This window comes from Georgenia sp. Z1491, from assembly GCF_057652395.1.
In genome coordinates, this window is sequence record NZ_CM172729.1 from 1,021,706 (window position 1) to 1,034,668 (window position 12,963).

At 71.8% G+C, this 12,963-nt stretch carries 11 protein-coding genes; 5 read left to right on the top strand and 6 right to left on the bottom strand.

Annotated features, from left to right (window positions below):
* Positions 1-32 precede the first annotated feature (32 nt).
* Entirely contained in the window at positions 33-449 is a 417-nt protein-coding gene (locus tag AC24HA_RS04835; RefSeq protein ID WP_425709760.1) for a GNAT family N-acetyltransferase, read from the bottom strand.
* Between the two features lie 531 nt (positions 450-980).
* On the opposite strand from AC24HA_RS04835, the gene AC24HA_RS04840 reads away from it, so the two are divergent.
* The 3 genes from AC24HA_RS04840 to AC24HA_RS04850 all read left to right on the top strand — a co-directional run bounded on the left by AC24HA_RS04840 (position 981) and on the right by AC24HA_RS04850 (position 3,235).
* Complete coding sequence (locus AC24HA_RS04840; protein WP_425709808.1) at positions 981-1,481, top strand: GNAT family N-acetyltransferase; 501 nt, start codon at positions 981-983, stop codon at positions 1,479-1,481.
* A gap of 115 nt (positions 1,482-1,596) precedes the next feature.
* Positions 1,597-1,950: a YciI family protein gene (locus tag AC24HA_RS04845; RefSeq protein WP_425709761.1), complete on the top strand. Its 354-nt coding sequence runs from the start codon at positions 1,597-1,599 to the stop codon at positions 1,948-1,950.
* Between the two features lie 40 nt (positions 1,951-1,990).
* A complete protein-coding gene (locus AC24HA_RS04850; protein ID WP_425709762.1) occupies positions 1,991-3,235 on the top strand; it encodes an RNA polymerase sigma factor in 1,245 nt (414 codons plus the stop codon).
* A gap of 9 nt (positions 3,236-3,244) precedes the next feature.
* Here AC24HA_RS04850 and arfB read toward each other — a convergent pair whose 3' ends face one another.
* Positions 3,245-3,682 carry an alternative ribosome rescue aminoacyl-tRNA hydrolase ArfB gene (gene arfB, locus AC24HA_RS04855; protein ID WP_425709763.1) on the bottom strand — a complete coding sequence of 146 codons (438 nt, stop codon included), beginning with the start codon at positions 3,680-3,682 and terminating at the stop codon, positions 3,245-3,247.
* A gap of 187 nt (positions 3,683-3,869) precedes the next feature.
* Between arfB and AC24HA_RS04860 the strand changes: the two genes are divergently transcribed.
* Positions 3,870-5,663: a BCCT family transporter gene (locus AC24HA_RS04860; RefSeq protein WP_425709764.1), complete on the top strand. Its 1,794-nt coding sequence runs from the start codon at positions 3,870-3,872 to the stop codon at positions 5,661-5,663.
* 17 nt (positions 5,664-5,680) lie between these two features.
* On the opposite strand, the gene AC24HA_RS04865 is transcribed toward AC24HA_RS04860, so the two are convergent.
* The 4 genes from AC24HA_RS04865 to AC24HA_RS04880 all read right to left on the bottom strand — a co-directional run bounded on the left by AC24HA_RS04865 (position 5,681) and on the right by AC24HA_RS04880 (position 9,050).
* Entirely contained in the window at positions 5,681-7,078 is a 1,398-nt protein-coding gene (locus AC24HA_RS04865; RefSeq protein WP_487563586.1) for a DHA2 family efflux MFS transporter permease subunit, read from the bottom strand.
* Between the two features lie 95 nt (positions 7,079-7,173).
* A complete protein-coding gene (locus AC24HA_RS04870; protein ID WP_425709766.1) occupies positions 7,174-7,824 on the bottom strand; it encodes a TetR/AcrR family transcriptional regulator in 651 nt (216 codons plus the stop codon).
* Between the two features lie 90 nt (positions 7,825-7,914).
* Positions 7,915-8,193: an acylphosphatase gene (locus AC24HA_RS04875; RefSeq protein ID WP_425709767.1), complete on the bottom strand. Its 279-nt coding sequence runs from the start codon at positions 8,191-8,193 to the stop codon at positions 7,915-7,917.
* A 95-nt stretch (positions 8,194-8,288) separates the two neighbouring features.
* The gene (locus tag AC24HA_RS04880; protein ID WP_425709768.1) at positions 8,289-9,050 is read right to left on the bottom strand and encodes a MerR family transcriptional regulator; all 762 of its coding nucleotides are present in this window, start codon (positions 9,048-9,050) and stop codon (positions 8,289-8,291) included.
* 250 nt (positions 9,051-9,300) lie between these two features.
* Here AC24HA_RS04880 and AC24HA_RS04885 point away from each other — a divergent pair, with 250 nt between their 5' ends.
* Complete coding sequence (locus AC24HA_RS04885) at positions 9,301-12,912, top strand: metallophosphoesterase (RefSeq protein WP_425709769.1); 3,612 nt, start codon at positions 9,301-9,303, stop codon at positions 12,910-12,912.
* Positions 12,913-12,963: the final 51 nt, after the last annotated feature.

The following is a 12,963-nucleotide window of genomic DNA, read 5'->3' on the forward strand; positions in this document are numbered from 1 at the left end:
CGCGGGGTCGCGCTGGGCCCCGCGCGGGGCCGTCACGAGAACCTGACGAACGCGCGGACCGGGTGCTCGAGCTCGTGGGCTGCGCGAAATCCCATCGCCTCGTAGAAGGCGCGCTGTCCGGGCTCGTCGTCGGTGATGAGGACTTGCTGCCGCACATGCGCGAACGGGGCGAGGACCCGGCGGAACAGCTCCCCGGCGATGCCCCGGCGCCGGTGGCTGGGGGCGACGAGGATGTCCTGCAGGTAGGCGATCGTGTGCCCGTCGCCGACGACCCTCGCGAGACCGACGAGACGCCCGGAGTCTCGGGCCGTCGCCACGGCGGCGGAGCCGGCGACGGCGGCAGCAAGGCGGTCGGGCTCCCTCGTGTAGGCGGTCCAGCCGACGGCGTCGTACAGCTCGATGAGCTCGGCCCGCGTCGGGGTGTCGTCGAGCTGGTAGGTCGGTGGCATCCAGCAATGGTGTCAGCAGGCGTGACGGACTCCGCGGTCAGGCGTGGTCGACGCTGCAGGACCTGACTGCGGGCCTCGACGGGAGCTCGTCGGGGGCGCGGCCCGCCCATCGGATGTTCGAGGGGGCGGTGCGATGGGCCGACGATGGGTGGGACGCGTGGGTCCGTGCAATCACCCCCGGCGAGGCGGCAATGGTTCTGCCTGACCTGCGAGAGCTGTTCGGCGAGTACCTCGCCCGTGCGCACGAGTGCGTGACCGGCGTGGTGGCGGACGGTCGTGGGTTCGCCTACCTCATCGGCTGATCGGCTCCGTGTCGTGGCGATCGCGTCGAACGGGCTCGGTGCGACGGACTCGGTGCGACGGACTCGTCGCCGCGACGGGTGCGAGCCAACCGAGGACGACCACCACGGCCGTAGCATCTACGGCAACACCAGGAGGTGAGACCGTGGCATCGATCGTCGTTCGTGGGGTCGACGAGCTCCCCGCGCCGGAGCGCACCGACGTTGTGCGGGCAGTGCGCCTGACGTGACCATGCCGGACTACGCCGACGTTCGCCTCCGCCCGCTCGCCGTCGAGGACGCCGAGGTGATGGCGACCGTCCTCTCGCATCCCGACCTCTACCGCTTCACCGGCGGCGAGCCACCGACCGCCGCGGACCTGCTGCGCCGCTACACGGCGCAGGTGCGCGGCGGCCCCGCGGACGGGAGCGAGGAGTGGCTCAACCGGATCGTGCTCGTAGGGCCCGGCGTGGAACCTGCCGGGTACGTCCAGGCCACGATCACGGACGACGGCGCGACCGCCGAGATCGCCTGGGTGATCGGGTGGGCCTGGCAGGGGCGCGGGTACGCCCGACGGGCGGCGGAGCTCCTCCGGGACGAGCTGGTGCTGCGGGGAGTGCGCACCCTGATCGCCCACGTCCACCCCGACCACCGTGCCTCGGCGCGTATCGCCGAGCGCCTCGGCCTGGTCCGCACCGACGTCGCCGTCGACGGCGAGATCCGCTGGGCCGGCGCCGTGGGCGGGAGAGCCTGAGAACTCCTCGCGCCGGGTTGTCGAATCGAGAGGTGCTCGTCCGTCATGCTCATGAGGTCGCGACCGCGGCCCGGCCGGCGGACCGCGCCTGCCGCAAGCAGAGAAGGTGGGAACGATGAGCAAGTTCGTGGTGCTACTGATGGCCGACGGCGACGAGAAGGCGTGGGACGAGCAGTCCCCCGAGGAGCAGGCGGCGCTGATGGAGAAGTTCGGGGCGTTCGGCGCCGCGTGCGAGGCGCGCGAGGGGGTGACGATCCTGGCGGGGGAGGCGCTCGCCGACCGCGACGCCGCCAGCACCGTGCGCACCCGTGGCGGGCGGCTCTCGCACACCGACGGCCCCTACGCCGAGGCCGTCGAGCAGCTCGGCGGCTTCTACCTCATCGAGGCACCCGACCGGGAGACCGTCGTCGACCTCCTCGCCGTCCTCCCGGCCTACGACATGCAGATCAACCCGGTGGTGGAGATGTGACCGTTCGGCTCCCCGGGAGTCGCCCGGTGGTCGACGTCGCGTGACGGCAGCGGAGCTCGAGCGCGTGGTGCGCGAGGAGTGGGGCCGTCTGGTGGCCCTGCTCCTCGCGCGCTACCGGCGTCTCGACCTCGTCGAGGACGCGCTCGGCGACGCCGTCGAGGCCGCCGCGCGCACCTGGCCCGCCGGTGGTGTCCCGGACAACCCCGCCGGCTGGCTCCATCGCGCCGCCGGTCGCCGCATGGTCGACCAGCTGCGGGCCGAGGCGATGCGACAGCGACGGGCGCCGCTCCTCGTGACGGAGGCCGAACGAGGTGCCGAGACAGGAGGCGTGATGGCCGACCCGGGCGACCTCCTCGAGGACGACCTGCTGCGGCTCGTCCTCATGTGCACCCACCCGGCGCTGCGGCCCGAGGCGGCGGCCGCGCTCGCCCTGCGCCTCGTCCTCGGCGTGACCACGCACGACGTCGCGCGGCTCTTCCTCGTGCCCGAGCCCACGATGGCGGCGCGCCTCACGCGCGCGAGGAAGACGATCGTGGCGGCCGGCATCCCGTTCGCGGTGCCCGCGGCGAGCGAGCTGCCCGAACGGATCGACACCGTCGCACGGACCGCCTACCTCGCCTTCACGGCCGGGTACGCCCCCGGCAGCGGGACGGACCTCCTCCGTGCCGACCTCGCGGGAGAGGCGGTCCGCCTCGCGAGGGTGGTCCGCGCGCTGTCTCCGGACGAGCCGGTGCTCACCGCGCTGCTCGCGCTCGTGCTCCTGCAGCACTCGCGCCGCGACGCACGGGTCGGCGAGCGCGGCGAGCTCGTCCTCCTCGCCGACCAGGACCGCGCGCTGTGGCGCCGTGACGAGATCGACGAGGGGCTCGCGCTGATCGGCGAGCTCGCCGGGCCCACGCCGATGACCCCGGCCGCGGCCGGGTACCTCCTGCAGGCGCGGATCGCCGCCGAGCACGCGACCTCGGCGACGCCGGACGACGTCGACTGGCGGCGCATCGTCTCGCACTACGACCTGCTGCTGCGGGTCGCGCCGTCGCCCGCCGCCGAGCTGGCCCGCACGGTCGCGGTCGCGGAGGCGGACGGGCCCGGAACCGGGCTCGCCGCTCTCGACGCGGTGCGCATGCCCGGCAGCCATCGCCCCGCCGCGGTCCGGGCCGACCTCCTCGCCCGGCTCGGCCGGACGGGCGAGGCGCGGGCGGCCTACGCCGAGGCGATCGGACTGTGCCGTAACGAGGGCGAGCTGGCGCACCTGCGCGAGCGTCTCGACCGGCTCGACCCGGCCTGATCCGCAGCCTCAGTCGCTCGGGCGCCGCCTGTTGCGCTTGATCTCCGACCGCTCCCGCTTGGCCTGGAGCCGACGGCGCTGAGAGCCCCGCGTCGGACGGGTCGGCCGGCGCACGGTGGGCGGCATGACTGCGTCGCGCAGGACGGCGGCGAGGCGCAGGCGGGCCGCGGTGCGGTTCCGGTACTGCGACCGGTGCTCGGCCGCGGTGATCGTCAGGACCGTCCCGTCGGCCCGCGCGGCGAGGGCCCGCAGGACGCGCGGGCGCTGGGTGTCGGTGAGCGCCGTCGTCGTGGCGAGGTCCAGGCTCAGCTGGACGCGCGAGTCCGCGGTGTTGACCCCCTGTCCGCCGGGTCCCGACGCGTGCGAGAACTGCTCGACCAGCTCCGCTGCGGGCACGACCAGGCCACGCGGGGCGCCCGGGCCGGGAGGCACGCGCAGATCGTCCATGCCCTCAGCATGACGCACGGCGCTCGGGCCACGTCTGTGCCACCGGGACGGCGGCGCAGACACGCCGCGCGGACGACCGCCGAGAGTTCGCGTCATCGGTCACAGGTGTGGGACTGTTCCGTGCACCACATTATTCGGTCGCGCCCCCGGGCGGCCGAGACAGGACTGACGAAGGAGCGGACGACCGATGCTCGACAAGCTGCACGACCTCCTGCGCCTGCGCACCTCGCCGGGGATCTTCTTCGGGGCGGCCGCGGTCCTCATCGGCTTCGTCATCGTGACGATCGTGTTCACGGGGCCGCTCGACTCCGCCGTCGGGGCGGGTTCCGAGTGGTTGATGACGAACCTCGGCTGGTTCTACATCTTCGGCGTCACGGTCTTCCTCGCCTTCCTGCTGTTCATGGCGGTCGGCCGCTTCGGCCGGGTCAAGCTGGGCCCGGACGACGAGCCGCCCGAGCACTCCGGCGCGTCGTGGTTCGCCATGCTGTTCGCCGCCGGCATCGGCAGCATCCTCATGTTCTGGGGCGTCGCCGAGCCGGTCAGCCACTTCGGGGACCCGCCGCGCGGCCCGTCCGGCATCGAGGCCGAGAGCGTGGCAGCGGCCGCGGACGCCATGAACTTCACCTTCTACCACTTCACGCTGCACACCTGGACGATCTTCACCCTGCCCGCGCTGTGCTTCGCGTACTTCATCCACAAGCGCAACCTTCCGCCGCGCGTGAGCTCGATCTTCCAGCCGCTGCTCGGTGAGCGCATCCACGGACCGATCGGCAGGACCATCGACGTCGTGGCCATCGTCGGCACGGTCTTCGGCATCGCCGTCTCCGTGGGCCTGGGCACCCTCCAGATCAACGGCGGGCTCGCCGAGCTCTTCGGCATCGGCGAGAACGCCTTCTGGCAGCTCGTCATCATCACGGTGGTCTGCGGCGCGGCGCTCATCTCGGTGGCGCTCGGACTGGAGAAGGGCATCAAGGTCCTGTCGAACATCAACATCGTCATGGCCGTGGGTCTGCTGCTGTTCGTCCTGTTCGCCGGCTCCACGCTGTTCGTGCTCAAGGGCACCATCGAGTCGATCGGCACCTACCTCGTCAACCTCCCCGAGCTCGCGTTCTGGAACGACACGTTCGCGAACTCCGGCTGGCAGAACACGTGGACGGTCTTCTACTGGGCGTGGACGATCACCTGGTCGCCGTTCGTCGGCATCTTCATCGCCCGCATCTCCAAGGGACGCACCATCCGGCAGTTCGTCGCCGGTGTCCTCGCCGTGCCCGCCGGCTTCTCGGTGCTGTGGTTCGGGATCTTCGGCTACTCGGCCTTCGACATCGAGCTCAACGGCGACGGCGGGCTCGTCGACCGCGTGGTCGGCGACGAGGACATCCCGGGCGCGTTGTTCGCCTTCCTCGACCACTATCCGGCGGGCTTCCTCGTGTCGGTCATCGCCATCGTGGTCGTGGTGATCTTCTTCGTCACCTCGGTCGACTCGGCCGCGCTCGTCACCGACACCATGGCCAACGGCCACGAGGACTTCAACCCGCTGGGGCAGCGCATCTTCTGGGCGGTGGCGATCGGCGTCATCACCGCCACGCTCCTCGTCTTCTCGGGAACGGGTGGCCTGGAGGCGCTGGAGTCGACGATCATCCTCGTCGGCCTGCCGTTCTTCATCATCGCCTACTTCCAGATGTACGCCCTGCTCAGAGCCCTGCGCGAGGACGCCGGCGAGCTGCCGCCCATGCGCACCCGTCGGTGGAAGAAGGTCCTGCCGCCCGAGGAGCTCGAGCGGCGGCACGGCGAGGACGAGCACGACACGAGCGACGTCGTCGTCGCGCCCGAGGCCGTCGACGAGGTCCCCGAGATGCGCGACCCTTACGTGGACACGGGCACGCGCAAGCGGCGCCGCGAGCGCGGCAGGACCCTGCCCGCGCGCACCGGCAGCACCCCCAAGACCTACGGGAGGGCCAGCGACGTCGACGACCCGCGCTGACGCCACGCACGCCGGCCCTACGCGTGCGGCTCGGCGGGGAGGCCCGGCGGCGCAGCGCGGGGCCCGGGCCGGGAGTCGCGGACGAAGAACGAACCGACGATCCCGAGCGCGGCCACCGCACCCGCCACGGCGAACGCGACGTTCGCTCCGTGGACCGCGCCTGCCTGCCCGTGGACCTGGGGGTCGCGGGCGGCCCCGGCCATGACGGTGACGAGCACGGCGGTGCCCACCGACGCGGAGACCTGGCGCAGGGTGTTGTTCAGCGCCGTCCCGTGCGGGATGAGGCCGGGTGGCAGGACGTTCAGCGCCGCCGTCGTCACCGGCATCATCACCATCGCGGTGCCGAGCATCCGCACCGCGTTGACCGACGCGATGTAGGTGAAGGAGGTGTCGGTCGTCAGCCGGGCCAGCATGAGCGTGGTCGCCGTGAGCAGCACGAACCCGACGATGCTCAGCACCTGTGCGCCGAATCGGTCGAAGATGCGTCCGGTGATCGGAGAGACGATCCCCATGACGGCGGCACCCGGCAGGAGTGCGAGGCCGGACTCCATGGCGGAGTAGTCGCGCATCTCCTGCATGTAGAGCGGGAGGATGAGCATCCCGCCCACCATCGCCATGAACACGCACATGCCGAGCGCGGTGTTGAGGGTGAACATCGGGTGGCGCAGGACGCGGAGCTCGAGGATCGGCTCCTCGATGGTCAGCTGCCGGTGGACGAACGCCACGAGCGTGACGGTCCCGACGACGAGGGGCACGATGACGTGGGCGCTCGTCCAGCCCGCGTCCCCAGCCGCGCCGAAGCCGAACAGCAGCCCGCCGAACGCGAGGGTCGACAGGACGACCGACGCCACGTCCAGGCGCGGGAACGAGCGTTCGGTGACGTTCTTCAGGATCGCGTACGCGACGATCATGTCGACCACCGCGATCGGCAGCATCATGACGAAGAGCGTCTGCCACGGCAGATGGTCGACGATCCACCCGGACAGGCTCGGTCCGATCGCCGGGGCGAACGCGATGACGAGCCCGAACGTGCCCATCGCGGAGCCCCGCTTCTCCAGCGGGAAGATCGCGAAGAGGATCGTCTGCGCCAACGGCATGATGATCCCGCCGCCGGCGGCCTGGACCACGCGCCCGACGAGTAGCACGGGGTACACGGGAGCCACGGCGCAGACGACGGTCCCCACGGTGAACAGGCCCATGGCGGCGAGGAACAGGGCGCGCGTGGAGAACCTCTGGATGAGGTACGCCGTGACCGGGATCATGATGCCGTTGACCAGCATGAAGATTGTCGTCACCCACTGGACCTCGCTGGCGGTGATCCCGAAGTCCGCCATGAACGCCGGCAGCGCGGTGTTGAGCAGCGTCTGGTTGAGGATGATGACGAACGCGCCCGAGATGAGCACCGTGAGGAGCACGTTGCGGTTGACCGGCGCGGGGGAGCGTCCGTCGTCGCGCGGGACCCGCTCCTCGGGGGAGTCGGGGCCGCGCGCGGAGCCGGTGTCGTCGCCGGTCAGGAGAGCACCTCCGGTGGCGCCGGCACCGGTGGCGCAGCCACGTCCTCCTGCTCGAGCTCGGCGAAGGCCGCGTCGATCTGCTGCTCCAGGGGGTGGCTCGGGTCGACCGTCCACCGACGGATCGAGACGCGCAGGATGCCCACGGCGACGGCCGCGAGCAGGGCGGGCCGCAGGTCGTCGGGCTCGGCGTCGAGCCGCTCGGCGAGCACCTCTGCGAGCCCCTGCTCGAGGCTCACGTACTGCGCCAGCTGGCGCGTGAGCAGCGGGAGGTGCTGGTGGACCAGCCGCTGGCGGGCCTGCAGGCGCTCTCGGTCGAGCCGGACCTCGCCGAGGCGGTAGCAGCGGACGATGCCGGCCCGCAGCGCGCGCACCGGCGGTTCCTCGGGCGGGCGCGCGAGGATCGACCGGCGGAACGCGCTCGTCGCCTCCGACGTCTCGGGGACGAGGGCGTCCTCCTTGCAGGAGAAGTAGTTGAAGAACGTGCGCGGGGAGACACCGGCGGCGTCGGCGATCGCGTCGACGGTCAGCGACTCCATGCCGTGCGCGAGCGCCAGATCCAGGGCGGCGTCCCTGATGGCCCGATGCGTCTCCTGCTTCCGCTGCTCGCGCCGTCCCAGCGGGGCGGGTGCCGTGGTCGCGTCGTCCATCGGAGCGACCGTAGGGCGAAACGTGCAGCGTCTGCAAGTTTTCCTCGGCGGCCGACGGGCGGGCCCGCCCGTACGGCAGCGGCCGGTCGTTCAGCGCACCTCGAACCGTTCGGGCAGGTCGCCGGCCTCGTCGGCCCGGACGGCCCGGACGTCGACGGAGTCGACGCGGGCAGCGCGCGGACCGGTGCGGCACCACTCGAGAAGAGCATCGACGCGCGTACGCGTGCCGGACACGAGCGCCTCGACGCGCCCGTCGTCGGTGTTGCGCACCCAGCCGGAGACGGACCGCTCCCGCGCCGCCGCCCGGCAGGCCGCGCGGAATCCCACGCCCTGCACGCGTCCGCTCACGACCACCCGGACCGTCGTCATCGATGTCCCTCCCGCTCGTCGCGCCGAGACCCCGGGCGGGGACGGCCTCGCGGCCGTGCCCGCCCGGGGGTCCGACCGGTACGCGGACCTCACGGCTACTCGAGGTTCTCCTGCGCGTAGACCGTCATGGCGTCCCGGACGTAGGCCGCGTAGGAGCGGCCCCCGCTCGAGTATGTCTGTCCGAACCTGGGGTCGTCGACGTACATCTGGCCGAGCTGGGCGAACGCCTCGCGGCCGGGCGGCGTGCCGCCCCAGCCGGCTCCCACCCACTCGTGCTGGCGCCGCGCGAGGTCCTGGACCTCGGCGCTGCGGACGTCGAGCCCGCGGGCCGAGGCGTCGCCGAAGCCCTCGGCGACCGCCTGGATCTCGCCCTGGAACGCCTTCTTCTCGTCCTCGCCGAGCGAGCGCCACCAGGCGTCGGAGTCGGCATACGCCCGCCGACCCCATCGCTCCTCGACCTCGCCCCGGTACCGCGTGTGGTCGAACCCGTCGAACATGTCGCGTGCCACGAGCTCGCCTCCCTTCTCGATCATGGTGATGGTGGACCGCACCGACCTCGCGACGGCCCCGAGCCTCGTCCGCTCACGCTCGAGCCGTTCGGCATGGCGGCGGAGCGACTCCGCCACCGGCACGTCCTCCTCGAGGACATCCCGGATGTCGCCCAGTCCGAGACCGAGCTCGCGGAGCACGAGGATCCGCTGCAGGCGCAGCAGCCCGTCGGCGTCGTAGTGACGCGTCCCGCCGGGACCGGTCCGGGACGGCCGGAGCAGCCCGCGCGCCTGGTAGTGCCGCAGGGTCCGGCTCGTCGCGCCGGTGAGCCGGACGACCTCCTGCATCGACCATTCCTGGCGTGGCATGTCGCTCCCTCCGTCCGTGCGTCGCGATCGGTGCACACCTCACTGTGGTCGTTGACGTGGCGTCAACTGCAAGCGCATTCGTCCTCGAGGGGGCGTGACGTGGACAGCGGCCGTCCGGAGTTCACCCGGGTCACCCGTCGACCTCACCTCCGGTTCACCCGCGCGTGACACGGTCCGACCGGCCCGTCGGTGGGCCTGTCCGCGCCTGCCCCCCTGGTGCGGGACGTACTGATCAGGAGTGATGTCGACGATGCGTAGATCACGTCTGCCGGGCTGCGTGGCCTCGGCCGCAGCCCTCGCGGTGGTGGCGGCCACGGTGCCCGCCGTGGCCAGCCCCGACGACGGAGGGGCGATCCCCCTGCCGTCCGCGCCCGGCGCCGCCACGCCGAGCTACGCACCGGTGGAGCCCGACCCCGACCAGGTGGAGGCCGCCGAGCCGACGCTGGGCCTCGACGAGGGCGAGCGGCTCAGCGGGATGCGCACGGTGGTCAGCACGCCCAGCGTCGCGGGCGCGAACCCGACCGCGATCGAGGTCGACGGCACCGCCGACGCCTCCGCCCGGGTCACCCTCGGGGCCGAGGCGCTCGCCGAGACCGACGCGGCCTTCGTCCTCGACGTCACCGCTGCGGTCGAGATCGCCTACAGCAACTACCTCATGGTCAACGGCGAGCGGGTCGGCATCCTCGAGCAGATCGCCAACGTCGACGACCACCCGATCGACGTCCCCGCCGACCTCCTCACGCTCGGGCACAACGAGGTCGTGTTCCACACCGGGACGCGCGCCTCGACCTGCGGCATCAACCACGACGACGTCGTCATCGGCAACTTCCGCCTCCAGATCCCCGGCGGCGAGCAGTTCACCAACCCTGACAACCCCACGACCGGCCCCGCCCCGGGCGCGGACGGCCTGTACAACATCGGCGACGGCAACTGCGGGTCGAGCAACAAGCCCCGCTTCCTCACCACCGAGTTCACGGTCGACGCCGAGCCGAACGAGTACTCGGGGCTCCTCCTCGAGCTCGACACGACCGTGCTGGAGGACGGCGAGCACTCGATCGCGGCCGTGACCGAGGCGGGTGCGCGCACCGAGCGCACCGTCGTCGTCGACAACACCGGACCGGCGCTCGTCTCGTCCTCGATCGCCGACGGCGACCACCTCCTCGGGGAGGTCGCCCTCACCGCGGAGGTCTCCGACGACGCCGGCGTCGACGCCGGCCCCACCCTCACGCTCGACGGCACCCCTGTCGCCCAGGGCACGACGATCTCCTCCGACACGCTCGCCGCCGGCGAGCACGAGCTCGTCGTCGAGTCCACCGACTCGCTCGGCAACACCTCGCGCCACGTCGTCACCTTCACCTCCGCCCCGAACACGCCGGGGATCACGGACCTCGACCCGGCCGACGGCGAGACGGCGCTCGGCCTCGACGCCCCGCTCACGGCGACCGTGACCGACCCGCACGGCGACGACGTCGACGCCACGTTCTACGTGGCCGAGCCCTCGCTGCCCACGGCAGCCGCCCAGGGCACCACGGACGAGCTGCCGCTCGGCCAGCTCGACCTCACCGGTCAGCAGGAGGCCGACGCCACGCTCCTCGCCCCCGGTGACGGCGAGGTGCTGCGCAGCCCGGCGGCCGAGGGCGTGACCTTCCAGCGCTTCGACGTCCCCGTCGAGTCGGACGGCGAGCAGGTCGTGTCCTGGTCCGGCGAGGTCGACCCGGCGCGCGGCGTGCGCCTGTACGTCTGGGACGCCGCCGACCTTGGATGGGACCTCCTGCAGGACGCCCGTGGCACGGCCGACGGCGCGACCGAGCTCGGCGGCGTCGCCGAGGCCGCCCACGTGGACGACGGCGTCGTGCACCTCCTCGTCGAGGGCTACGACCCGTTCGCGGACGACATCGAGGACCCCATCGCCGATGAGTTCCGCGACCCGGACACCTACGACTTCGCGATCGCCCACAACACCGACACCCAGTACCTGTCCGAGGGGGCGGTGGACCAGGAGGGTGCGGCGGCCGACCGCTTCCGGGACGCGTACCTCGACACCACGCGGTGGATCGCGGACAACGCCGAGGAGCGCAGCATCGCCTACGCCCTGCACACCGGTGACCTGGTCAACGACGACACCGTCGTGACCGAGGACCCCGAGTGGCTCGCACACGCGCGGGCCCAGTACGACGTCGCCGACGAGGCGCAGTCGATCCTCGACGACGCCGGCATCCCCAACGGGGTCCTGCCCGGCAACCACGACAACCGGTACGGAAACGACAACAGCCTGTACAACGAGTACTTCGGGCCCGAGCGGTACGAGGCCCTGTCCGAGGGCTGGGAGAACGCGGAGTACGGCGGCCCGTGGCGCGAGGGCGACAACCAGAACCACTACGACCTGTTCACGGCCGGCGGCCTGGACTTCGTCGTCGTGCACCTCGGGTACCTCGCGACCGCGGAGGAGCTGGCCTGGGCGAACGAGATCCTCGCGCAGTACCCGGACCGCAACGCGATCCTCGCCTCGCACGAGTACATCAACGCCTCGACCGCTCCCGATGCCCGTGGCTCGACGCACACCGCGTTCTGGGGCGAGAACCTCTGGAACGACGTCGTCACGCAGAACCCGAACATCTTCCTCGTGCTCTCGGGGCACGTCCACGGCGTGGGCACCAACGTGCGGCACGACGTCGCCGAGCCCGGCCACCACGTGGTCGAGCTGCTCGCCGACTACCAGGAGTACCTCGTCGACGGCGAGAAGACCGCGGGCTTCTTCCGACTGCTGCAGCTCGACGTCGACAGGTCCGAGATGACCGTGGACACGTACTCCCCGCGCCTCGACAACTTCGGCGCGCACGAGTTCGACTCGGCCACCAACCGTGACTACGACGGCACCGAGGACGACTTCACGGTGCCGGTGGACCTCACCTCGCGCACCACGTCGATCGCGACCGACTCGGTCCTCGTCACCGCCTACTCCGAGACCGAGATCGGGACCGACACGGTGGCCTCGGGCGAGACGGCGTCGGTGGAGTGGTCGGGTCTGGAGCCGGGCACGACGTACGGCTGGTACGTGGTGGCGGAGAACGCGACCGGTGGTCGTGGGGTCTCGCCGCTGGCGACGTTCACCACCGTGGGCGACGCCGAGGAGCCTGGCGAGCCCGAGGAGCCGGGTGAGCCCGGTGAGCCGACCGATCCGGCACCGGGAATCGGGTTCTTCCTCAACAACGAGTGGGACACGATCGCGGACACGGTGTTCGAGTTCGGCCGCGTCAGCGATGAGGTGTTCGCGGGGGACTGGGACGGCGACGGCACCGACACCCTCGCGCTGCGGCGGGGGAACGCGATCCACGTGACCAACGACCCCGCCGCGGCGACCGCGGAGCCGGCGTTCACGTACGGGCGTGCGGGTGATGTGCTGCTGGCGGGGGACTTCGACGGCGACGGCACGGACTCCTTCGCCGTGCGGCGGGGGAACGAGTACCTCGTGCTCAACACCCTCGTGTCCGGGGACGCGGACGTCGAGGTGGCCTACGGGCGAGCTGATGACGAGGTGCTGGTCGGTGACTGGGACGGGGACGGCCTGGACACCTTCACCGTGCGGCGGGGCAATGAGTTCTTCGTGGCCAACGAGGTCCGGGACGGGTGGGCCGACCAGGTCATCTCCTACGGCCGCGCCGGCGACGTCGTGCTGGTCGGTGACTGGGACGGTGACTCGGTGGACTCGTTCGCGGTGCGTCGTGGGAACGCGTACTTCGTGAAGAACCAGATCGCCAGCGGGAACGCGGACATCGAGCTGACCTATGGCCGCGCGAGCGACCAGGTCCTCGTGGGCGACTGGGACGGCAACGGCACCGACACCCTCGGAGTCCGCCGCTGACCACCTCTCACGAGTGAGGGGAATCTTCCCCACGAGCGCGGGGAATCTTCC

Bases quoted from the DNA above. Each gene is read 5' to 3' on its own strand.
- AC24HA_RS04875 (WP_425709767.1), bottom strand. From the start codon at position 8,193: ATGACGACGGTCCGGGTGGTCGTGAGCGGACGCGTGCAGGGCGTGGGA.
- AC24HA_RS04845 (WP_425709761.1), top strand. From the start codon at position 1,597: ATGAGCAAGTTCGTGGTGCTACTGATGGCCGACGGCGACGAGAAGGCG.
- AC24HA_RS04835 (WP_425709760.1), bottom strand. From the start codon at position 449: ATGCCACCGACCTACCAGCTCGACGACACCCCGACGCGGGCCGAGCTC.
- AC24HA_RS04870 (WP_425709766.1), bottom strand. From the start codon at position 7,824: ATGGACGACGCGACCACGGCACCCGCCCCGCTGGGACGGCGCGAGCAG.
- arfB (WP_425709763.1), bottom strand. From the start codon at position 3,682: ATGGACGATCTGCGCGTGCCTCCCGGCCCGGGCGCCCCGCGTGGCCTG.
- AC24HA_RS04840 (WP_425709808.1), top strand. From the start codon at position 981: ATGCCGGACTACGCCGACGTTCGCCTCCGCCCGCTCGCCGTCGAGGAC.
- AC24HA_RS04860 (WP_425709764.1), top strand. From the start codon at position 3,870: ATGCTCGACAAGCTGCACGACCTCCTGCGCCTGCGCACCTCGCCGGGG.
- AC24HA_RS04880 (WP_425709768.1), bottom strand. From the start codon at position 9,050: ATGCCACGCCAGGAATGGTCGATGCAGGAGGTCGTCCGGCTCACCGGC.
- AC24HA_RS04885 (WP_425709769.1), top strand. From the start codon at position 9,301: ATGCGTAGATCACGTCTGCCGGGCTGCGTGGCCTCGGCCGCAGCCCTC.